Source organism: Bradyrhizobium sp. JYMT SZCCT0428 (assembly GCF_018131075.1).
GTDB lineage: Bacteria > Pseudomonadota > Alphaproteobacteria > Rhizobiales > Xanthobacteraceae > Bradyrhizobium.
This window is the reverse complement of the sequence record NZ_JAFCLS010000007.1, coordinates 54,967-75,900: the sequence shown is the minus strand read 5'-3', so window position 1 is coordinate 75,900 and position 20,934 is coordinate 54,967. Positions and strand designations below refer to the sequence as shown.

General features: G+C 63.5%; 16 protein-coding genes and 1 riboswitch. Of the genes, 10 read left to right on the top strand and 6 right to left on the bottom strand.

Annotated features, from left to right (window positions below; all coding sequences use genetic code 11):
- The first annotated feature begins 377 nt into the window (after nt 1-377).
- From tolQ to ftsH, 10 genes are all read left to right on the top strand, one after another.
- Complete coding sequence (gene tolQ, locus JQ575_RS09190; protein WP_192736952.1) at nt 378-1,061, top strand: protein TolQ; 684 nt, start codon at nt 378-380, stop codon at nt 1,059-1,061.
- A gap of 93 nt (nt 1,062-1,154) precedes the next feature.
- A complete protein-coding gene (locus JQ575_RS09185; protein WP_212032897.1) occupies nt 1,155-1,628 on the top strand; it encodes a biopolymer transporter ExbD in 474 nt (157 codons plus the stop codon).
- 83 nt (nt 1,629-1,711) lie between these two features.
- Nucleotides 1,712-2,689: a cell envelope integrity protein TolA gene (tolA, locus tag JQ575_RS09180; protein ID WP_212032896.1), complete on the top strand. Its 978-nt coding sequence runs from the start codon at nt 1,712-1,714 to the stop codon at nt 2,687-2,689.
- Between the two features lie 86 nt (nt 2,690-2,775).
- Nucleotides 2,776-4,107, top strand: a complete 1,332-nt coding sequence (gene tolB, locus JQ575_RS09175) for a Tol-Pal system beta propeller repeat protein TolB (RefSeq protein ID WP_192736951.1) — start codon at nt 2,776-2,778, stop codon at nt 4,105-4,107.
- 173 nt (nt 4,108-4,280) lie between these two features.
- Nucleotides 4,281-6,611, top strand: coding sequence for a bifunctional diguanylate cyclase/phosphodiesterase (locus JQ575_RS09170; protein ID WP_212032895.1), 2,331 nt, complete (start codon nt 4,281-4,283; stop codon nt 6,609-6,611).
- Nucleotides 6,612-6,756: 145 nt separating this feature from the next.
- Complete coding sequence (locus tag JQ575_RS09165; RefSeq protein ID WP_212033050.1) at nt 6,757-7,491, top strand: N-acyl amino acid synthase FeeM domain-containing protein; 735 nt, start codon at nt 6,757-6,759, stop codon at nt 7,489-7,491.
- Nucleotides 7,492-7,782: 291 nt separating this feature from the next.
- Nucleotides 7,783-8,274 carry a peptidoglycan-associated lipoprotein Pal gene (gene pal, locus JQ575_RS09160; RefSeq protein ID WP_212032894.1) on the top strand — a complete coding sequence of 164 codons (492 nt, stop codon included), beginning with the start codon at nt 7,783-7,785 and terminating at the stop codon, nt 8,272-8,274.
- Between the two features lie 349 nt (nt 8,275-8,623).
- Nucleotides 8,624-9,715 carry a tol-pal system protein YbgF gene (gene ybgF, locus JQ575_RS09155; RefSeq protein ID WP_212032893.1) on the top strand — a complete coding sequence of 364 codons (1,092 nt, stop codon included), beginning with the start codon at nt 8,624-8,626 and terminating at the stop codon, nt 9,713-9,715.
- A 72-nt stretch (nt 9,716-9,787) separates the two neighbouring features.
- Nucleotides 9,788-10,816: a tRNA lysidine(34) synthetase TilS gene (gene tilS / locus JQ575_RS09150; protein ID WP_212032892.1), complete on the top strand. Its 1,029-nt coding sequence runs from the start codon at nt 9,788-9,790 to the stop codon at nt 10,814-10,816.
- A 267-nt stretch (nt 10,817-11,083) separates the two neighbouring features.
- Nucleotides 11,084-13,006: an ATP-dependent zinc metalloprotease FtsH gene (gene ftsH / locus JQ575_RS09145; protein WP_192736823.1), complete on the top strand. Its 1,923-nt coding sequence runs from the start codon at nt 11,084-11,086 to the stop codon at nt 13,004-13,006.
- Nucleotides 13,007-13,146: 140 nt separating this feature from the next.
- On the opposite strand, the gene JQ575_RS09140 is transcribed toward ftsH, so the two are convergent.
- The 6 genes from JQ575_RS09140 to JQ575_RS09115 all read right to left on the bottom strand — a co-directional run bounded on the left by JQ575_RS09140 (nt 13,147) and on the right by JQ575_RS09115 (nt 20,858).
- Nucleotides 13,147-14,232 (bottom strand): aromatic ring-hydroxylating dioxygenase subunit alpha, encoded by a 1,086-nt coding sequence (locus JQ575_RS09140; RefSeq protein WP_212032891.1) that lies wholly within the window; start codon nt 14,230-14,232, stop codon nt 13,147-13,149.
- 7 nt (nt 14,233-14,239) lie between these two features.
- Nucleotides 14,240-14,437, bottom strand: coding sequence for a hypothetical protein (locus JQ575_RS09135; RefSeq protein WP_212032890.1), 198 nt, complete (start codon nt 14,435-14,437; stop codon nt 14,240-14,242).
- Between the two features lie 47 nt (nt 14,438-14,484).
- Nucleotides 14,485-16,851: a 5-methyltetrahydropteroyltriglutamate--homocysteine S-methyltransferase gene (gene metE / locus JQ575_RS09130; protein WP_212032889.1), complete on the bottom strand. Its 2,367-nt coding sequence runs from the start codon at nt 16,849-16,851 to the stop codon at nt 14,485-14,487.
- Between the two features lie 108 nt (nt 16,852-16,959).
- Nucleotides 16,960-17,161, bottom strand: a riboswitch (cobalamin riboswitch).
- A gap of 19 nt (nt 17,162-17,180) precedes the next feature.
- Entirely contained in the window at nt 17,181-18,113 is a 933-nt protein-coding gene (gene prpB / locus JQ575_RS09125) for a methylisocitrate lyase (RefSeq protein ID WP_212032888.1), read from the bottom strand.
- Nucleotides 18,114-18,123: 10 nt separating this feature from the next.
- Entirely contained in the window at nt 18,124-19,296 is a 1,173-nt protein-coding gene (gene prpC / locus JQ575_RS09120) for a 2-methylcitrate synthase (protein WP_212032887.1), read from the bottom strand.
- An 11-nt stretch (nt 19,297-19,307) separates the two neighbouring features.
- On the bottom strand, nt 19,308-20,858 hold the full coding sequence (locus JQ575_RS09115) for an MmgE/PrpD family protein (protein WP_212032886.1): 1,551 nt from the start codon (nt 20,856-20,858) through the stop codon (nt 19,308-19,310).
- Between the last annotated feature and the right edge of the window lie 76 nt (nt 20,859-20,934).

The following is a 20,934-nucleotide window of genomic DNA, read 5'->3' as shown; positions in this document are numbered from 1 at the left end:
GACACGTTGGCAGGGGAAGCAGGACCCGGCTTTGGACGGGCCCCCCATGCGACACCAATGAGGCTCTCGCGCTGGCGCATTTTTCGCCGCGCCCGATGCGCGGCTGTGGAACGGGCAGCCAGTCGCTCCCGGAGGAATTTGGGAAGGAGCATGATCCGGAAAAGTGGGTAACGGTTTTCCGAAAAGATCATGCGCCAAACAAGAGACAGAGCATGATCCGGAAAAGTGGAAACCGGTTTTCCGATGAGGATCATGCCCAAACGAGAGCATTGAGAGGATATGATCTGGTGATCCGGAGATTCCTGCAGTTCGTGACGCTAGCCTGCCTTCTGGCAACGGCTTCGTCCGCCAGCGCCCAACAGGTCGAAACGCAATCGCTGTCGCTGGCCGCGTCAGACGTGTCGCTGATTTCGCTGTTCCTGCAGGCGCACTGGGTCGTCAAATCAGTGATGATGGGGCTGCTCGCCTGTTCGGTCTGGGTCTGGGCGATCGCCATCGACAAGATCTTTCTCTATGCGCGGACCAAGCGCGCGATGGACCGTTTCGAACAAGCGTTCTGGTCCGGGCAATCGATCGAGGAGCTTTACCGCTCGCTCTCCGCCAAGCCGACGCAATCCATGGCAGCGTGCTTTGTCGCGGCGATGCGCGAATGGAAACGTTCGTTCGAGAGCCAGACCCGGTCCTTTGCCGGCCTGCAGATGCGGATCGAGAAGGTGATGAACGTCTCAATCGCCCGGGAAGTCGAGCGGCTGGAACGGCGGCTCCTGGTGCTGGCCACCGTCGGTTCGGCCGGGCCGTTCGTCGGCCTGTTCGGAACCGTCTGGGGCATCATGTCGAGCTTCCAGTCGATCGCGGCCTCGAAGAACACCTCGCTGGCGGTGGTGGCGCCTGGTATCGCGGAGGCGCTGTTTGCCACCGCGATCGGCCTTATCGCTGCCATTCCGGCGACTATTTTCTACAATAAGTTCATTTCCGAGGTGAACCGGCAGGCCCAACGGCTGGAGGGGTTCGCCGACGAATTTTCAGCGATCCTGTCGCGCCAGATCGACGAGCGGGCATGATCCCGAAAAGTGGAAACCGGTTTTCGGACCAGATCATGCCCCGGATAAACGGCGTGAGGAGCGGTCAATCGTGAGCATTGTGGGCATCCGATCATGGCGATGAACATGGCAGGTTCGGCAGGTGGCGGTGGACGCCGCGGCCGGCGACGCGCCGCCGTGATGGCGGAGATCAACGTCACGCCGATGGTGGACGTCATGCTGGTGCTGCTGATCATCTTCATGGTGGCCGCCCCCTTGATGACCTCGACCATCGATATCGATTTGCCGATCGCAAGCGGCGGCAAGTCGCTGGCGTCGAACGCCCCGCCATTGACGCTGTCGGTCAAGCGCACCGGCGGCGCCTGCAACTCGAATGTCGAATTATATCTGGGGGATACATTGATCCCGGCCGCCGACTTGTTGCCCAAAATCAAGGCTATAAGGGAAACCCGGTCGGAGGCCGAGAGCGTGGTCTACCTGCGCGGCGATAAAGACGTCTGTTACACGGATATGATGAAATTGTTGGGTTATATTCGGACCGCGGGGTTCAAGGCGAACATCGTGATCGTTCCCGAGCAGGGCTCGTGAGCGGCAGCGTTTTCGCGCGGGGTGGAAGCTGAAGTGCGCGAGCGGAGCGGAAAAAATTACGTGAGCGGAGCGGAAAGACTTAAGTGAAGCTCAAGATCGACAAGACACTGGCTGCGTCGGTCGCCCTGCACGTCCTCGTGCTGGGGTACGGACTGGTGTCGTTCTCGACCAAGGCTTACGAAATGACGCCGGAGGAATCGGTCGCCGTCGATGTCATTTCGCCCGACCAGCTCGCCAAGGTCATGGCCGGGACCAAGACCGGCAAGAAGGAAAACCCGAAGCCGCTGGTGGACAAGGTTGCCGAGGCCAAGCCGCTCGAAGACGCGGTCGGCAAGGTGACCGAGAAGGCGCCCGTGGTCACCGAAATGGCGCCGCCGAAGGCGGAAGAGAAGCCGGTCGAGAAAAAGCCGGACCCGCCGAAGGTTGCCGAGAAGGCGAAGGAAGAGCCGAAGCCGGAGAAGAAGCCCGATCCGCCGAAGGTCGATCCGATCGCTGAAGAGATGATGAAGGCGAACGCAGAGGCGGAAGCAAAGGCCAAGGCCGAGGCGAGGGCAAAAGCCAAGGCGGAAGCGAAGGCAAAGGCCGAGGCAAAAGCCAAGGCCGAAGCCGAGGCGAAGGCCAAAGCGGACGCGAAGCCCAAGTCGGAAGATCCGTTGGTCAGTATCGCGGCGCTGCTCGACAAGCGGGACCCGTCGCGAAGGGCCGCGACCGGCGACACCTTGAATTCGAATGCCGCCCTGGGCACCGCCAAGGGCACCGCCGCAGACAACTCCGCGACCTGGGGATCGATGTTCAAGCAGCAGGTCGAGCGTTGCTGGAAGAAACCTTATGGCGGCATCGAGTCGCAGAAGCCGGAAGCGGCGTTTGCGATCCGCCTGAAGCGCGACGGTACGCTCGAGGGAATGCCGGTTCCGGAAGGAACGCCGGGAACGCCGTATCTGCGCGTCTATCAGGAGAGCGCGTTGCGCGCGATCATCGAATGCCAGCCGTACAAGCTGCCTGCGGCGTTTTTCGAGGAATGGAAATATTTTGCGCCGGTGTTCACCGAACAGAAGACCTGAAGCTTTTGTAATTTGGTGGTCACCTCCCGGCAATCACGGATATGAGCAAAGTCGAAGCGATGACTGACAAAGATGGATTGCCGAACATGCTGTTTCGCCCGAGCCGCCGGCAGATCATTACGGGAATGGCGTCAGCGGGCCTGCTGATGGGCGGCCAGCGTGCCTTCGGCCAGGCGCCGAAACGCATCATCGTGCCCGAAGGCGAATTCACGCCGCTCCCCATCGCGATCCCGAATTTCGCCGCCGGCACGCCGGCAGACGCCGAGGTCGGCGTCGGCGTCACGCAGGTCATCACCAACAACCTCAAGCGCAGCGGTCTGTTCGCGCCGATCGATCAGGCGGCCTATATCGAGAAAGTAATCAACATCGATGCCGCGCCGAACTTCCAGAGCTGGAAGAGCATCAACGCGCAGGCGCTGGTGACCGGCCGCATGACGCGGCAGGGCGACGGCCGTCTCAAGGCCGAATTCCGGCTCTGGGACGTCAACACCGGCCAGCAGCTCACCGGCCAGCAATATTTCACCTCGCCGGAATACTGGCGGCGGATCGCCCACATCATCTCCGACCAGATCTACGAGCGCCTGACCGGCGAAAAAGGCTACTTCGACAGCCGCGTGGTGTTCGTCGACGAAAGCGGCTCCAAGGAACGCCGCGTCAAACGGCTGGCCTTGATGGATCAGGACGGCGCCAATGTGAAATATCTGACGCGCGGCGCCGACCTGGTGCTGACGCCGCGGTTCTCGCCGTCGACTCAGGAAATCACCTATATGGAGTTCGGGCAGGGCGATCCGCGCGTCTATCTGTTCAACATCGAGACCGGGCAGCGCGAGATCGTCGGTAATTTCCCGGGCATGTCGTTCTCGCCGCGGTTCTCGCCGGACGGCCAGCGCGTCATCATGAGCCTGCAGCAGGGCGGCAATTCGAACCTGTTCGTGATGGACCTGCGCTCGAAATCGACGACGCGGCTGACCGACACGCCGGCGATCGACACCTCGCCGTCCTATTCGCCGGACGGAGCCCGCATCTGCTTTGAGTCCGATCGCGGCGGCAAGCCGCAGATCTATGTGATGCCGGCAACCGGCGGCGGGGCACAACGCATTTCGTTCCAGGAGGGCAGCTATTCGACGCCGGTGTGGTCGCCGCGCGGCGACTACATCGCCTTCACCAAGCAGGGCGGTGGTCAATTCGCGATCGGCATCATGAAGCCGGATGGATCGGGCGAGCGCATTCTCACCTCCGGCTTCCATAACGAAGGCCCGACTTTTGCGCCGAACGGCCGGGTTCTGATGTTCTTCCGCGAGCCCGGCGGCAACAGCGGCCCTTCATTGTTCACCGTCGATATCTCCGGGCGCAACGAGTTGCGGGTTCCGACCCCCGGCTTCGCCTCCGATCCGGCATGGTCTCCGCTGTTGTCCTGAGCGCTCCATGGGTTAGGGCGTTAATCGGCAAACATTGCCTAGCGTGCTGATTTATCAGGCGGATTTCTACAGCCTGAAACCGAAAGCAACGTCTTGGTAACGATATTCCCTCAGAAAGACTTCATCTGCAAAGGGTAAGACTACGCACCCGAACAGGACGGCGTACACCCGACATGCAGCTCGCAAACCAGAACGGAGAGTCCGATCAGAAGATGTCGCCGTATCTTCGCGCGGCGCTGATCGATTCGCTGTTCGAAACTCGCGCTCCGCTGCTCACGGGTCTTTTCTTCGGCGCCGTTGCGGCGGCCGTGACCGCGCTGAAGACGGGAGAACCGCTGATCTGGGCGTGTGTCGCGCTTCTGATCTTCGCCGCCGCCCTCCGGGCGTTCGACTTGCGGCGCTACGATACACGCAAAGCGACGCTGACCGCCGATGAAGCTGCGCGCTGGAAGGGCCGGCATCAGATCGGGGCGATCATCCAGGCCGCCGCGGTCGGCATCTGGTGCTGCACCACGCTGTTGGTCTCTGACGACGCCGTGGCCCATATGATTTGTCTGTCCACCACCACCGGCTTCGTGGCGGGCGGTGCGGGCAGGGCCTATGGACGGCAATGGATATTCCAGCTGCAGGCTTACCTTTGCTTCGGTTCAACGGTCATCGCGCTGGCATTGCGGGGCACGCCCTATTACATGGCCATGTCGGTCCTGTGCGCCGCATTTCTCGTGGCGGTCATACAAATTTCGGCCAATCTGCACAGAATATTCATGCAGGCGCTGATGGCGCGCGAGCGCGAGGCGGCGCTGGCCGGCCAGTTCGACACCGCGTTGAACAACATGCCGCACGGGCTGTGCATGTTCGGCGCTGACGGTCGCCTTGCGGTCATGAACCACCGCTTCAGCGAGATGATGAACCTGCCTGACGCTTTGGTGCAGGGTGGCGCCAGTGCGTCCGATATTATTGCAGCCTGCGTCGCCTCTGGTTCGATTTCGAACGCGAGCGGCAGCATGATCCTGTCGGAAATCGAGAGCTCGCAGGCGCGGGACATGATCACGACCGATCCCGACTTCACGCGCAACCGGTCCCTGTCATGGACGTTCCAGCCGATGGCGGGCGGAGGCGCGGTGGTCTTGCTCGAAGACATCACCGAGCGGCGCGACGCGGAAGCCAAGATCAGCCATCTCGCGCGTTACGACGAACTCACCGAGCTTCCCAACCGGGTCAATTTCCGCGACGAAATCGGGCGCCTGCTGGCCATTCAGCAAGGCGCCGACAGGCTGTCGGCGCTGCTGTTCGTCGACCTCGATCAATTCAAGCAGGTCAATGACACGCTGGGTCATCCCTGCGGCGACCAGTTGTTGTGCGCGGTTGCCGGCCGGCTGCGCGAGATGTTGCGTCCCGAGGACTTCGTGGCGCGGTTTGGCGGCGACGAATTCGTGGTGTTCCAGCAGGACATCCACTCCCACGAGGACGCGGCAGGCCTCGCCCGGCGCATCGTCGACCGCCTGAGCGAGCGCTACAAGATCGACAATCATCTGGTCGAGATCGGCGCCAGCGTCGGCATCGCCATGACCTCTGCCGGCGTCAGCGCGGATACGCTGCTGAAGAATGCCGACATGGCGCTGTACCGCGCCAAGGCCGACGGCCGCGGCACCTTCTGCTTCTTCCGCGACGAGATGGCCCAAACCGTCGAAGCGCGCCGCATCCTTGAACTCGACCTGCGCAAGGCGCTGGCGAACGAGGAGTTCGAGCTGTTCTATCAGCCGCTGGTCAATATCAAGTCCGGCAAGATCGCGACCTGCGAGGCGCTGCTGCGCTGGAATCATCCGGTCCGCGGCACCGTGTCGCCGATCGATATCATTCCGGTCGCCGAGGATATGGGCCTGATCGTCGATCTCGGCCGCTGGATTCTGCGCAAGGCCTGCATGGAGTGCATGAAGTGGCCCGAGGCCGTCAGCGTCGCCGTCAACTTCTCGCCGCAGCAATTCCACCAGCGCGACGTGCTGAGCGAAGTTCGCTACGCGCTCGAGGTCTCCGGCCTGCCGGCGCACCGGCTCGAAATCGAGATCACCGAATCCTCGTTGTTGCGCAACACGCAGCTGACGCATGATGTGCTGTCGCAACTGCATTCGCTCGGCGTGCGGATCTCGCTGGACGATTTCGGCACCGGCTATTCGAGCCTGAGCTATTTGCACAACTTCCCACTGCAAAAAGTGAAGATCGACCGTTCCTTCCTCGAAGGCATCGATACCGATCGTCCGCTGACATTGCTGCGCGGCGTGGCGCGGCTCTCGGCCGATCTCGGCATGTCGGTCGTGGTCGAGGGCATCGAGACCAACGAACAACTCGAATTGATCAGCACCGATGGCACGGTGACCGAGGCGCAAGGCTATCTGTTCAGCCGGCCGGTCCCGGCGGTTCGGGTTCGCCAGTTGCTGAATGCTTCCCACGGCCGCCGTTCGCCGGACGAGCCGCTGGTCGTGGTTCCGTCGCGCTCGATCGCGTGACACAACTTCCCGTAATTGTTCCGTAATTTTACGGGTGCGACGGCTACAAAGGTTAACCCTAACGTGTCGATAGCTTTGCAATTTTGTTAAGGAGCTGTTAAGTTTTTCGTACTCGCTGAGGTTGTTGGAAGTGATGGAGTACGAGATGAAATCCGGAGCCGAACCGCGCGCTTCGTTCGCTGTTCGGGGAGGAGCGCTGTTTGACCGCGTCGATTACCGACCCATCGAAACGCCTGAGGCGAAGGACCAGCTCTATTTGATGCGCTACCGGGCCTACACGCACGGCAATTTAATTCCGCCGTCAGGGACCGAGCGCTACAGTGATCGCTACGACGATGCGCCCAATGCCTGGACGTTCGGGATCTATGTTGACGGAGAGCTTTATAGCTCTATCCGTCTCCACGTCCTGACCTCCGAACAGCGGATGTCCTGCACGACCGATTTGTTCGGCGATGTTCTTCACCCGCGCCTCGATCGCGGCGAAGTTTTCATCGATCCGGCCCGTTTCGTTGCAGATCCGGATAAAGCCCAGCGTTTCCCGGAGCTTCCTTATCTGACAGTGCGGCTGGCCTATCTGGCATGCGAGTATTTCAACGCCGATACCGGGCTCGCGCTCGTTCGCCCGGCGCACCAGTCGTTTTATCGCCGGGTCTTTCTTAACGAGACCATCGCCGACCCGCGCCAGTTTCCGAACGCATTGGCAAAGGTGGCATTGATGGCGTCCGATTTCCGCGCCGTGCGGGAACACGTCATGACCCGGTTTCCGATCATGCGCTCAAGTGCATTCGAGCGGCGGATGCTGTTCCAGCGCGCGCCCCACTCCTTCCAGGAAACCGAAATATCGACCTTCGAGCGAGCCTCGATCGTTCCCAGTTCCTGAAGCTGCCGGGCCGGAATCGCCCCGAATTTGCCTGTTCGCCGGCAGGGGGCCGCCCAATCCGCGCACAAACCGCCTGGTGCCGAGCGCCCAAGCGATGATTCCGGCCTCAGCGCCACTTGCCTTCACCGTCGCGCCACATTTACAAACCATTAACCATCGTGGGCGCTTTTCACGGTTTGTCGGCATTTGATCGGGTCTGGCAAGGTTCCATCAAGGTTGACGGAACGTTCGCTTAACCATCGCCCTGTAGACCGGATAACAGTCGGAAAACGTGAGCGTGGAGGCTCCGGAATGAAACATCAGATGCGCATCCTCCAGGGATTAAAACTGGCCGCGATACTCGCGGTGGCCCTGTCGATGGGCGCTTGCGCCAACAAGAACGTCGGCGCCGAGGGGGCGATGGCGAGTGCGGCGACCCCGGGCAGCCAGCAGGACTTCGTGGTCAATGTCGGCGACCGCGTGTTCTTCGAGAGCGACCAGACCGAGCTCAGCCCGCAGGCAATCGCGACCCTGGAAAAGCAGGCGCAGTGGCTGCAGACCTACAACCGCTATTCCTTCACCATCGAAGGCCATGCGGACGAGCGCGGCACCCGCGAATACAACATCGCGCTCGGTGCACGGCGCGCCCAGTCGGTACGGAGCTATCTCGCCTCGCGCGGCGTCGATCCGAACCGCATGCGCACGATCTCCTACGGTAAGGAACGCCCGGTTGCGGTGTGTAACGACATCTCCTGCTGGTCGCAGAACCGCCGCGCGGTCACGGTGCTGAACGCCGGCGCCTGAGCGACTGCGACTTCCGAATTTCACAGCCGGCGCCCTTGGGCGCCGGTTCTATTTTGGGCGCATGATGAAGCCGCGAATGACGGCCAGCGTCCGCTCCGTCGAGCGCCAGTTTCGCGCCTTCGACGTCGAAGAATAGGCCGCACCCCGTTCACGGGTGCGTGCAAAGGCCTGACCCCTTCCGCTGATGAACGGCCCGCCGACCAAGCCGCTTGCTTGTTTTGAAGCTGATACTAAACCATACCGAAATCCGGCTTCCGGATTCGGAAACGCCAGTCACAATTCTGGCGTACTCCCTCTCTCAATGTGTTCGGCTTTCGATGTCACGCCGAATTTTCGTCGTCAGGGCAAAATGTCATTCAGGTTTCTCAATTCGATCAGCGCCGTGGCGATTGCCGCGATGCTCTCACTGTCTTCGCAGGCCTCCTTCGCACAGATATCGTTCCCGTGGTCCTCTTCTCCGCAAAGCTCCCCGCCGGTCCAGGCGCAATCCGACGACGCCGACGCGGATATGCGGATCCAGCGGCTCGAGAACCAGCTGCGGCAGCTCACCGGGCAGAACGAGGAACTGCAATATCGTAACCGCCAGCTCGAGGAGCGCCTGCGGCAGCTCGGTGGCGGTGCGGCGGTAGCGCCTGCCGGTCAGCCTCCGGCGGCCCAGCCCAGCGTGGCCGCGGTGCCGCCCCCGGTCCAGGCCTATCCGCCCGCCCGGCAACCCCAGGCGCAGCAGGGCTATCCGCAGGCGCAGCCGACCTATGAGCAGCCGCAGATCGCGGCACCGCCGCCGATCATGCAGGAACAGGCAGCAGCGCCGGCGACCGGCCGCCGCCGCGGCGACGCCTTCGATCCCAACCAGAATCCGAACGCTCCCGGCGCGCCGCGCGCGCTCGGCGGCGGTCAGTTGCCGGTTGCCAACGACGCGCCGGTCGGGGCTCCCGGCGGCCGCGGACGGGGCGAGCCGCTCGACCTCGGCGCGACCAGCCCGCGCGATCCCGGCGGCGCGCCGCCGCCCGTTCGTGCGCCCGGCGCCAGCGCCGCGCTGACGACGCTGCCGCCTTCGGCCACGCCCAAGGACGAGTTCGATCTCGGCATCGGCTACATGCAGCGCAAGGATTACGCGCTCGCCGAAGAGACCATGAAAAATTTCGCGCAGAAATATCCGAGCGATCCTCTGATCGCGGATTCGCAATATTGGCTTGGCGAAAGCTACTTCCAGCGCCAGCAATATCGCGACGCTGCGGAAGCCTTTCTCGGCGTGACCACCAAGTTCGACAAGTCCGCAAAGGCGCCGGATTCCCTGCTGCGGCTCGGCCAGTCGCTGGCGGCGCTGAAGGAAAAGGAAGCGGCCTGCGCCGCGCTCGGCGAAGTGACGCGGAAATATCCGCGCGCCTCGGCCGGCGTGAAGGCCGCCGTGGACCGTGAGCAGAAGCGGGTGAAGTGCTGAGCATTCGCTCGTTCGGCCTGAATCTGCATCAAGTGCGGGACAGCCCTCGCTTGAAAACGCTATGGTCGGCCCATGGCAGAGGACGACCATTCCGCGATCACGGCGAGCCAGGCGAAACTTCTGTTCGCCGACTGGAAAGCTGCGCCCGCGATCGTGCTTGCCGTTTCCGGCGGACCTGATTCCATCGCCCTGATGTGGCTCGCCGCGCGCTGGCGCCGTGCCTTGAAGCGCGGGCCGCGATTGATCGCGGTGACCGTCGATCACGGCTTGCGGCATGAAGCCGCGCGCGAGGCGCGTGACGCCAAAAAGCTCGCCAGGCATCTTGATCTGCCCCATCGCACGCTGCGCTGGCATGGCGCCAAGCCGAACACGGGTGTGCCGGCCGCGGCGCGCACCGCGCGCTATCGCCTGCTGGCGCAGGCAGCGCGCGCTAGTGGCGCGACCCATATCCTCACCGCGCATACCCGCGATGACCAGGCCGAGACATTGTTGATGCGGATGCTGCGTGGCAGCGGCATCGCCGGTCTGGCGGCGATGGCGCGGCAATCGGAGCGCGACGGCGTGTGGCTGGCGCGGCCGTTGCTGGATGTCCCGAAATCGCAACTGATCGCGACATTGAACAAGGCCAGGATCGCCTTCGCCGATGATCCGACCAACCGCGACGTCAATTACACGCGGCCTCGGTTACGTGCGCTGATGCCGGCGCTGGCGGAAGAGGGCGGCGATGCCAGAATCCTGGCGCGGCTGGCGTCGCGGCTGGCGCGGGCCAATGCTGCGCTGGAAGTGCTGGTCGATGGCGCCGAGCGCTATCTGGCGCTGAGGGATCGCCATGACGCCGCGCGTTTTGGCTTCGATGCGTCAGCCTTTGCGGGTCTGCCTGAGGAAATCCGGCTTCGGCTGCTGATGCGGGCCATCGACCGCGTCGGTCATGAGGGGCCTGCGGAACTCGGCAAGGTCGAGGTCCTGCTGACGGCGCTGGATCGGGCGGTATCGGAAGGCCAGCCGAGGTTGAAGCAGACCCTCGCGGGCGCCGCAATCAGCTTCATTGGAGGCCGGATTCACGTCGAGCCGGCTCCTCCGCGTCGTCGCAGGCCGGCATGAGAGGCAAGCCTAAACCTTGATATCCCGTCATAAACTGGTGTGGAGTCTTAACCACCCCCGAAAAACGCTGAATTTTACGCCATTATTTGACCGGGAATCCCGTTAAGATGCGCTAAATAGTCCTGCGTGGTTCCCTTGGCATCGACCCGGGCGCCACCTAGATTGTAAGCAGTGCTCCGGGGATTCTCGCCTGACTGCTCTAGGACGACCCAAGGTTTACTGCCAAGGACATAAGGCCGCGATCCGCGCGGCCACGAAGGAAGATCGATGAACGCCAATCTGCGCAATTTCGCCCTCTGGGTAATCATTGTTTTGTTGCTGTTGGCACTCTTCACGCTTTTCCAGAATCCGGGTCAGCGCGCGTCCTCGCAGGACATCACGTTCTCGCAGTTCGTAAGCGAGGTCGAAAAGAACACCGTCCGCGACGTCGTGATCCAGGGGCCGGAAATCCACGGCACCTTCACCAACGGATCCAGCTTCCAGACCTACTCGCCGAACGATCCGTCGCTGGTCAAGCGCCTGGTCGATGCCAAGGTGAACGTCAGCGCGAAGCCGCCCGGCGACAACGTGCCGTGGTTCGTGTCGCTGCTGGTCTCCTGGCTGCCCTTCATCGCGCTGATCGGCGTGTGGATATTCCTGTCGCGCCAGATGCAGGGCGGCGCCGGCAAGGCGATGGGCTTCGGCAAGTCGCGCGCCAAGATGCTGACCGAGGCGCATGGCCGCGTCACCTTCGAGGACGTCGCGGGCGTCGACGAAGCCAAGCAGGATTTGCAGGAGATCGTCGAATTCCTGCGCGACCCCGGCAAGTTCCAGCGCCTGGGCGGACGGATTCCGCGCGGCGTGCTGCTGGTCGGCCCTCCCGGCACCGGCAAGACGCTGATCGCGCGTGCGGTCGCGGGCGAAGCCAACGTGCCGTTCTTCACGATCTCGGGCTCCGACTTCGTTGAAATGTTCGTCGGCGTCGGCGCCAGCCGTGTCCGCGACATGTTCGAACAGGCCAAGAAGAACGCGCCCTGCATCATCTTCATCGACGAAATCGACGCGGTCGGCCGCCATCGTGGCGCCGGTCTCGGCGGCGGTAATGACGAGCGCGAACAGACCCTCAACCAGTTGCTGGTCGAGATGGACGGCTTCGAGGCCAATGAAGGCGTGATCCTGATCGCGGCGACCAACCGTCCCGACGTGCTCGATCCCGCGCTGCTGCGCCCGGGCCGTTTTGACCGCCAGGTCGTGGTGCCGAACCCGGATGTCGTCGGCCGCGAGCAGATCCTCAAGGTCCACGTCCGCAAGGTGCCGCTGGCGCCGGATATCAACCTCAAGACCATCGCGCGCGGTACGCCGGGCTTCTCCGGCGCCGACCTGATGAACCTCGTCAACGAAGCCGCCCTGACCGCCGCCCGCCGCAACAAACGCATGGTGACCCAGGCCGAGTTCGAGGAAGCCAAGGACAAGGTGATGATGGGCGCCGAGCGCAAGTCGCTCGTCATGACCGAGGAAGAGAAACTGCTGACGGCCTATCACGAGGGCGGTCACGCCATCGTCGGCCTCAACGTCGTCGCCACCGATCCGATCCACAAGGCCACGATCATTCCGCGCGGCCGTGCGCTCGGCATGGTGATGCAGCTGCCCGAGCGCGACAAGCTGTCGATGTCGCTCGAGCAGATGACGTCGCGGCTCGCGATCATGATGGGCGGCCGGGTTGCCGAAGAGCTGATCTTCGGCCGCGAGAAGGTCACCTCGGGTGCGTCGTCCGACATCGAGCAGGCCACGCGCCTGGCCCGCATGATGGTGACGCGCTGGGGCCTGTCCGAGGCGCTCGGCACCGTGTCCTACGGCGAGAACCAGGACGAGGTCTTCCTCGGCATGTCGGTGTCGCGCACCCAGAACGCGTCGGAAGCCACGGTTCAGAAGATCGATACCGAGATCCGGCGTTTTGTCGAAGACGGCTACAACGAAGCGACGCGCATTCTCACCGAAAAGCGCGCCGACCTTGAAGCGCTTGCCAAGGGCCTGCTCGAGTTCGAGACGCTTTCCGGCGATGAGATCATCGACCTGCTCAACGGCAAGAAGCCGAACCGCGAGTCAGTGCTTGAGCCGACCACGCCGCGCGCGTCCGCTGTGCCGCCCGCCGGCAAGTCGCGCCCGCGCCCCGATCCGGATCCCGGCCTGGAGCCGCAACCGCAGGCCTAACTGGGTTTGCACCTGGAATAGAAAACGCGGCGGTGACGCCGCGTTTTTTTATGGTGGCGTCCCGGCCCTGCGCCGGGGAAGTTGAGCGGCGCAGGCTGTAGCCCGATGGAGCGAAGCGAAATCCGGGGCATGCCGCGATGTCACGTGCGTCCCGGATTTCGCTTCGCTCCATCCGGGCTACTTCCAGGCTCCCCGCACTCCCGCAGCAGTTTCCGCAGCGCGTGGATCGGTGGAAACACTTCCCTGTTCCAGTCGGCGCCTTGCGCGTCGTGGGCGGCCTGTTCCATCTCGACGATCTCGCAATCCTCCGAAAAGACCCGGTTGGTGAACCAGGCCAGCACCGGCCAGCCGAGATCGAGGATGCCGGGGATTCTGGGCTTGCGCACCGACAGCACGACAAAGGTCCGGTTACGGCGCTGCGCGGCATCGATGGGCGTGTAGCCGAGCCATACGCTGAGAACCGGTGCGTCGCCCTTCGTCCACATCTGCAGGGTCTGGTAGGGATACTCGGTGCGCACCGTCATCAGGTCGCGCGCCGTGCCGGCACGGCCGCGCAGGCCGCCGACGATGACGGCCTCGCCAAGGGGCGGCTTCTCACCGGGCCGGGCAAAGCTGTAATCGACTTCCATCCAGCGCTCGCCGGCGCGGCTGCCGAGATAGCGCGGCACGACCTTGCCGGTGGTGCGCCGATGCAGGAACTGATGGTTCATGTCCATCAAGTTCTCATGCATGAAAGTGTAGTGGCAGGCGACGAGCTTGCCGAACCGCCGGGTCTTGTAGGCGGCGTCAGCGCTTGCGCCGATTTGCACCAAGGGGGCGGCGGCAGGCCCTGTGCCGGGCCATACGAAGATCAACCCGTCGCGTTCGAAGCAGGGATAGCGGCGGACGCCGTTCGGCCGCTTGCCCTTGCCGAGATAGGGGACGTCGACGCAGTCGCCCGACGCGTCGTAGCGCCAGCCGTGATAGACGCAGCGCAGGGTGCAGCCATCGACCGTTCCCTTCGACAGCGGCACCTGGCGGTGCGCGCAGCGGTCTTCAAGCGCGAAGATCGCGCCCTCCCTCGGGCGCACCAGCACGATCGGTTCGCCCGCAAACCGCGCCGCGAAAGTCTGGCCCGGCTTCACCTCGTGCGACCAGGCGAGCGGATACCAGTGATCCGGATGCGCCCCGACCCTGCGAAGATCGACGGCAGCTTCCGACCAGGCGTTATCCGGCCTCACCGTCATCGCGTCGTTACACCTTTGCCAGCGGTCCGAGATGCAGCGCCATGATCTGTTCCGGCGTCTCGGTGACCTCGATGCGCTGGCCGTCGCCACCGACGAAGGCGAGCACGGTGCGCTCGCCGTCGCGCCACATGCTGCCGACCAGCGCGATATTGATGTGGGTGGCCTGCCCCGTCTCGCACCTCGTGCATTCGATCCAGAAGCGCATGGCGTATCCTTTCAATGATGCCGGGATGAGAGACGGGGCGGGGCGTTTTAAGCGAGCGCCCGCAATTCGCGGGCGGCGGCGACCATGTTGACCAGAGCGGGCCGCACCTCTTCCCATTTCCGGGTTTTCAATCCGCAATCCGGATTGATCCAGAGCTGGGCGTCGGAGAGCCGCAGCCGTGCCAGCTTGAGCAGGTCGGTCATCTCAGCGGTTTCAGGCACCCGCGGCGAATGGATGTCGTAGACGCCGGGGCCGATTTCGTTCGGATAGCGGTAGTTCCTGAAAGCGTCGAGCAGTTCCATCTTCGAGCGTGAGGTCTCGATCGAGATCACGTCGGCATCCATCGCGCCGATCGCATCGATGATGTCGTTGAACTCCGAGTAGCACATGTGGGTGTGGATCTGGGTGTCGTCGCGCACGCCCGACGAGCAGATGCGGAAGGCGTCCACGGCCCAGTCGAGATAGGTCTTCCACTCCGATCGGCGCAGCGGCAGGCCCTCCCGCAGTGCCGCTTCGTCGATCTGGATCATCCCGGCACCGGCGGCTTCGAGGTCGGCGACCTCGTCGCGGATCGCCAGTGCGATCTGGCGGCAGGCTTCGCTGCGCGGAATGTCGTCGCGGACGAACGACCAGTTCAGAATGGTCACCGGCCCCGTCAGCATCGCCTTCATCGGCCGCTTGGTCAGCGACTGCGCATATTGCCACCATTCGACCGTCATCGGTTTCGGGCGCGACACGTCGCCGAACAGCACCGGCGGGCGGACGTAGCGCGAGCCGTAGGACTGCACCCAGCCATGCCCGGTGAAGGCGAAACCTTCGAGCTGTTCGCCGAAATACTGCACCATGTCGTTGCGCTCGAACTCGCCATGAACAAGCACATCAAGCCCGATATTCTCCTGCCAGCGCACCGCAAGGGCGGTCTGTTCTTGTAGATACAGTTTATAGGCGTCGTCAGTCAGCGAACCCTTGGCGTGCGCAGCGCGGGCGTTTCGGACATCCGCGGTCTGCGGGAACGAGCCGATGGTCGTGGTCGGGAAGGCGGGCAGGTTGAAGCGGCTGTGCTGCCCGCCGGCGCGGTCGGTAAACGCGCTGAGGCGGCGGCGCATCGCGCTATCGACGCCGACGGCACGCGCCGCGACTTTGGCATTGTGGATCCGCGGCGAAGCCTTGCGCGCCGCTGCGGCTTCATCGGAGGCCTTCAGGATGGAGTCGGCGTGGACGCGGCCGCGCGCCAATGCCGTTCCGAGCGCCGCCAGTTCCTCGATCTTCTGCACCGAAAACGCCAGCCAGCTCTTCACATCGGGATCGAGGTTGGTTTCCAGCGCAAGGTCGATCGGGACGTGCATCAGCGAGCAGGATGGCGCGAGCTGCACGCGGTCGCCGCCGAGCCTGGTGACTACAGGTTCCAGCCGGTCGAGCAGCCGGCTCAGATCGGCGCGCCAGATATTGCGGCCATCGATGATGCCGAGTGACAGCACGCGGTCCTTTGGAAGACCGGCGAGATCGTCGAGTTGCTCGGGCGCGCGCACGAGATCGAGATGCAGGCCGGCGACAGGCAAGGCCATCGTGGTGTCGCGGTTGGCACCGAGCCCGCCAAAGTACGTGGCCAGCATGATCTTGAGTTCAGGCACCGCCTTGGCGATTTCCGCATAGGCATAATGCAGCGCCTGCTGCGCGATGATGTCGAGATCGAGCACGAGACACGGCTCGTCGATCTGCACCCATTCCGCGCCGGCCTTGACGAGTTCGCGCAAGGTTTCGATGTAGACCGGCAGCAACCGGTCGAGCAGCGACAGCGTGTTGAACCCTGCATCCTTGCATTTGGCGAGCTTCAGGAAGGTCACGGGGCCGACCAGCACCGAGCGGGTCAGATAGCCGAGCGCCTTGGCTTCCAGATATTCCTCGATCGGCTTGCGCGAGGCTGACGTGAATACCTGATCCTTCTCCAGTTCAGGCACCATGTGGTGGTAATTGGTGTCGAACCATTTTGTCATTTCCAGCGCCGGTACGCCGTGGGCCGCGTCGTGGTGGGCGTGGCCGCACTCCGCATCATGCGCCGCGCCTTGGGCGCCGCGCGCCATCGCGAAGTAGGTGGCTAGCGGCACAGGTCCGCCGTTCCAGCCGTAACTTTTCGGAATGGCGCCGACCATCACGCAGGTGTCGAGCATCTGGTCGTAGAACGAGAAGTCGTTGGACGGGATGATGCTGACGCCAAGCTTCTTCTGGCGCGCCCAATTGGCCGCGCGAAGCCCGATGCCGGTCTCGATCAGGGCTTTCTCGTCGGTCGTACCCGACCAGAAACTCTCCAGCGCGAATTTCAACTCGCGGCGCGGACCGATGCGCGGCGTGCCGAGCGAAGCGACGGGAAGTGTGGAGATAGAATTTGTAGAAGCAGTCGCATTGGAAACAGACATGGCTTAACCCCAAAAGTTGGGGGCAAAGGCCGAAGTGACACGTCTGGATTCCGGTCGGCACGGGGCGTTCGCGGAATCGCAACCGCACCACCGGGACACCCCGCCCGAGGACGTGTATGTTGTCGAGGCAGGTCTCCTGGCTCGCGGGTCATTGCTGCTGTCCGGTCTTCCCAAAACCTTTGCGGGTCTCAGTGACTTTGTTGGACAGCGGCTCGCCGCTTACAGTTGCGGGGGCAGCTCCGGCTTCACACCGGCTTCCCTCTTAGCTTCGGGAAAACCATCCCGAAGAACCACGACGGCTCCGGTTTATCGACAAGTGTGCATCCTAGTCAACGGATCATTTCGCGCTGCGGCATCCCCTCGGGGAGGATGGTCTGGACGATGGAGCGATCGAGCGCCTCGTAATCGTGCAGTTTGATGGTGTCGTAAAGTTCCGCGCGGGTCTGCATCCGCTCGATCATGTTGTGCGTTCCGCCGTCGCGCGCGATCGCGGCATAGAGTTGTTGCTGCACCTTGTTGGCGACGCGCAGCGAGGACACCGGCCAGATCACCATCGCGTAACCCATCTGCTCGAATTCGGACGCGGTAAAAAATGGTGTCTTGCCGAACTCGGTCATGTTCGCGAGCAGCGGCACACCGGGCATGCGCCTGGCAAAGGCGCGGAACATCTCGGCGGTGTTGAGCGCTTCGGGGAAGATCGCATCCGCACCCGCCTCCATATACAGCTTCGCGCGGGCGACCGCGCCGTCCAGGCCTTCGCTGGAAGCCGCGTCTGTGCGCGCGATCACGACGAGATCGCGGCGCGCCTTCGCGGCGGCGGCGACCTTGGCGGCCATGTCATGGGCGTCGGCCAGCTTCTTGTCGTTGAGATGGCCGCATTTCTTGGGCAGCAATTGATCCTCGATATGGACCGCACCGGCGCCGGCCTCCTCGAACACGCGCACCATATGCATGACGTTGAGTGCTTCGCCATAACCGGTATCGCCGTCGACCAGCAACGGCAGGCCGGCTGCGCGGGCGACTTGGCGGATGAAGAACGCGACCTCATCGACGGTGATGATGCCAAGGTCGGGCAAGCCCATCGACGCCGTCATCGCGGCGCCCGACAGATAGAGGGCCTCAAAGCCTGCGGCCCTGGCCTGCAGCGCCGACATGCCGTTATGGGTGCCCGGCAGCCTTAGGATGCCGGGGCGCTGGAGCAGCGCGCGAAAACGGCGGCCTGCTGTCTGATGCGGAAGATCAGATGCAACGAGATAGGGCATTCATGTCTCCTTATGCGGCGCGCACGGACGAAGGCGGCAGGTCGCGCGCCTCCAGCGGAACGAAGGCGCGGTTGTCAGGGCCGACATAATTGGCTGCAGGGCGGATGATCTTGCTGTCGATCCGTTGCTCGATCACGTGCGCCGCCCAGCCCGAGGTGCGCGAAATCACGAACAGTGGCGTGAACATCGCCGTCGGCACGCCCATGGCATGATAGGAAACCGCGCTGAACCAGTCGAGGTTGGCGAACATCCGCTTGGTCTCCGACATGACAGCCTCGATGCGGTCGGCGATCTCATACATGCGCATGCTGCCGCCCTCGGCGCTGAGCTGACGGGCGACCTGCTTGATCACCTTGTTGCGGGGATCGGCGATCGTATAGACGGGATGACCGAAGCCGATCACGACTTCCCTGGCCGTGATCCGGCGGCGGATGTCGGCCTCGGCCTCATCGGGATCGGCGTAACGTTTCTGCACCTCGAACGCGACCTCATTGGCGCCGCCATGTTTCGGCCCGCGCAGCGCGCCGATGGCGCCTGTTATCGCCGAATAGATGTCGGCGCCGGTGCCGGCGATCGAGCGCGCGGTGAAGGTCGAGGCGTTGAATTCGTGCTCGGCATAGAGGTTGAGCGACGTATGCATTGCGCGCTCGTGCGAGGCGGACGGCGGCTTGCCGTGCAGCAAATGCAGGAAATGCGCACCGATCGAAGTGTCGTCGGTTTCGACCTCGATGCGGCGGCCATGATGGGCGTAATGGTGCCAGTAGAGCAGCATCGATCCGAGCGAAGCCATCAGGCGGTCGGCGATGTCGCGCGCGCCAGGCGGATTGTGGTCATGGCCTTCGGGCAGCACGCAGCCGAGCGCGGAGACACCGGAGCGCATCACGTCCATCGGATGCGCCGCCGCCGGCAATTGTTCCAGCGTGTTCAGTACCGCGCGCGGCAGGCCGCGCAGCGATTTCAGCTTGACCTTGTAGTTGGCAAGCTCGCTGCGGGTCGGCAGGCTGCCATGCACCAATAGATGCGCGATCTCCTCGAATTCGCAGACACCGGCGACATCGAGAATGTCGTAGCCGCGGTAATGCAGATCGTTGCCGCTGCGGCCGACGCTGCACAGCGCGGTGTTGCCGGCGACGACGCCGGAGAGCGCGACGGATTTCTTGGGCGCAGGTTTTACGTCAGTCATCGCGTCCTCCCTTATGATGCCGCCGCGCGTCGCACAGAAGCTCGCGTATCAGGCTGCCAATCGAAAATGCCGCGCTGGGGAGCTGCTCCCAGCCGCGAGGAATCGACCACAAAGCTAAGCTCAGACAACTCACCGGCCCGCAGTGACGGCAGCCGTTCGACGGCGGCGATGAAGCGGTCCTGTTCGGCTGCGGCAATCACGCCTTCCGCCAGCGTCCTGAACTTCCGGACGTAATCCGGCCGCTTGAAGGGCCGGGCGCCGAGCGGATGGGCGTCGGCGACCGCGATCTCGTCGCTGATAACAGAGCCGCCCTTCAGCGTGACGACGACGCGGCCGCCAAAGGCTTTTTGCCTGGGGTCATGGCTATGGTAGCGCCGGGTCCATTCGGGGTCCTCGACGGTCGAGATCTTGCGCCAGAGCGCGATTGTCTCCGGGCGGCCGGCACGTTCGGGCGCGTAGGATTTCTCGTGGTGCCAGCCGCCGTCTTCGAGCGCGACGGCGAAGATGTACATGATGGAATGATCAAGGGTCTCGCGGCTGGCCTTCGGGTCCATCTTCTGCGGATCGTTGGCGCCGGTGCCGATCACGTAGTGGGTGTGATGGCTGGTATGGATGACGATGCGTTCGATTCCGGCGAGGTTGCCAATCTTCGGTCCCATCCGGCGGGCGAGGTCGATCAGCGCCTGGCTCTGATATTCCGCCGAATGTTCCTTGGTGTAGGTATCGAGGATGGCGCGCTTGAGTTCGCCTTTTTGCGGCAGCGGCACGGTGTATTCCGCCCTGGGCCCGCCGAGCAGCCACGCGATAAAGCCGTCTTCGCCCTCATAGGCCGGCGACGGCGCGCCTTCGCCGCGCACGACGCGGTCGACCGCTTCAATGGCCATCTTGCCCGCGAACGCCGGCGCATAGGCCTTCCAACTCGAAATCTCGCCCTTGCGCGATTGCCGCGTGGTGGTGGTGACGTGAAGCGCCTGCTGCACCGCCTGATAGATCGTCTCAGTCGAGAGCCCGAGCAGGGCGCCGATGCCGGCCGCCGCCGAGGGGCCGAGATGGGCGATATGATCGATCTTGTGCTCGTGCAGACAGATGCCTTTCACCAGATCGACCTGGATTTCATAAGCGGCTGCGAGCGCGCGCACGAGATCCTCGCCCGACGATCCGCAATGCTGCGCCACCGCCAGCACCGGTGGGATGTTGTCGCCGGGGTGCGAATAGTCCGCCGCCAAAAACGTGTCGTGGAAATCGAGTTCGCGCACGGCGACGCCGTTGGCCCATGCCGCCCATTCCGGCGAATAACGCTGGCTGGCCGGCAGTCCGAAGATCGTCGCGCCCGCTTGCTTTGGATGCGCCACTGCCTGCGCCCGCGCGGTGACCACCGGATGCCGGGCGATCGACGCGGCGGCAACCGCGGCATTGTCGATGATGCGGTTGCCGATCATCTCGGCCACCTCGTCCTCGATGCGGACCGGGTCGGCGGCGACGGAAGCGATCTTCCAGGCCAGTTGATCGGCGCGGTCGAGACGTTCGGCGGATTTGTAGGTGCGGACTTTGTGGTGCTTCACGGAACGGGCTTCCTCTGGGACTTGCGGGCAAACCAAGGACGAGTGCGGTTGCACGGCTTGAATTTCCGTCAGAAGT

Coding starts and splice junctions, on each gene's coding strand:
- JQ575_RS09185 (WP_212032897.1), top strand. CDS start 1,155: ATGGCGATGAACATGGCAGGTTCGGCAGGTGGCGGTGGACGCCGCGGC.
- tolB (WP_192736951.1), top strand. CDS start 2,776: ATGCTGTTTCGCCCGAGCCGCCGGCAGATCATTACGGGAATGGCGTCA.
- JQ575_RS09170 (WP_212032895.1), top strand. CDS start 4,281: ATGCAGCTCGCAAACCAGAACGGAGAGTCCGATCAGAAGATGTCGCCG.
- JQ575_RS09165 (WP_212033050.1), top strand. CDS start 6,757: ATGAAATCCGGAGCCGAACCGCGCGCTTCGTTCGCTGTTCGGGGAGGA.
- pal (WP_212032894.1), top strand. CDS start 7,783: ATGAAACATCAGATGCGCATCCTCCAGGGATTAAAACTGGCCGCGATA.
- ybgF (WP_212032893.1), top strand. CDS start 8,624: ATGTCATTCAGGTTTCTCAATTCGATCAGCGCCGTGGCGATTGCCGCG.
- tilS (WP_212032892.1), top strand. CDS start 9,788: ATGGCAGAGGACGACCATTCCGCGATCACGGCGAGCCAGGCGAAACTT.
- ftsH (WP_192736823.1), top strand. CDS start 11,084: ATGAACGCCAATCTGCGCAATTTCGCCCTCTGGGTAATCATTGTTTTG.
- JQ575_RS09140 (WP_212032891.1), bottom strand. CDS start 14,232: ATGACGGTGAGGCCGGATAACGCCTGGTCGGAAGCTGCCGTCGATCTT.
- JQ575_RS09135 (WP_212032890.1), bottom strand. CDS start 14,437: ATGCGCTTCTGGATCGAATGCACGAGGTGCGAGACGGGGCAGGCCACC.
- metE (WP_212032889.1), bottom strand. CDS start 16,851: ATGTCTGTTTCCAATGCGACTGCTTCTACAAATTCTATCTCCACACTT.
- prpB (WP_212032888.1), bottom strand. CDS start 18,113: ATGCCCTATCTCGTTGCATCTGATCTTCCGCATCAGACAGCAGGCCGC.
- prpC (WP_212032887.1), bottom strand. CDS start 19,296: ATGACTGACGTAAAACCTGCGCCCAAGAAATCCGTCGCGCTCTCCGGC.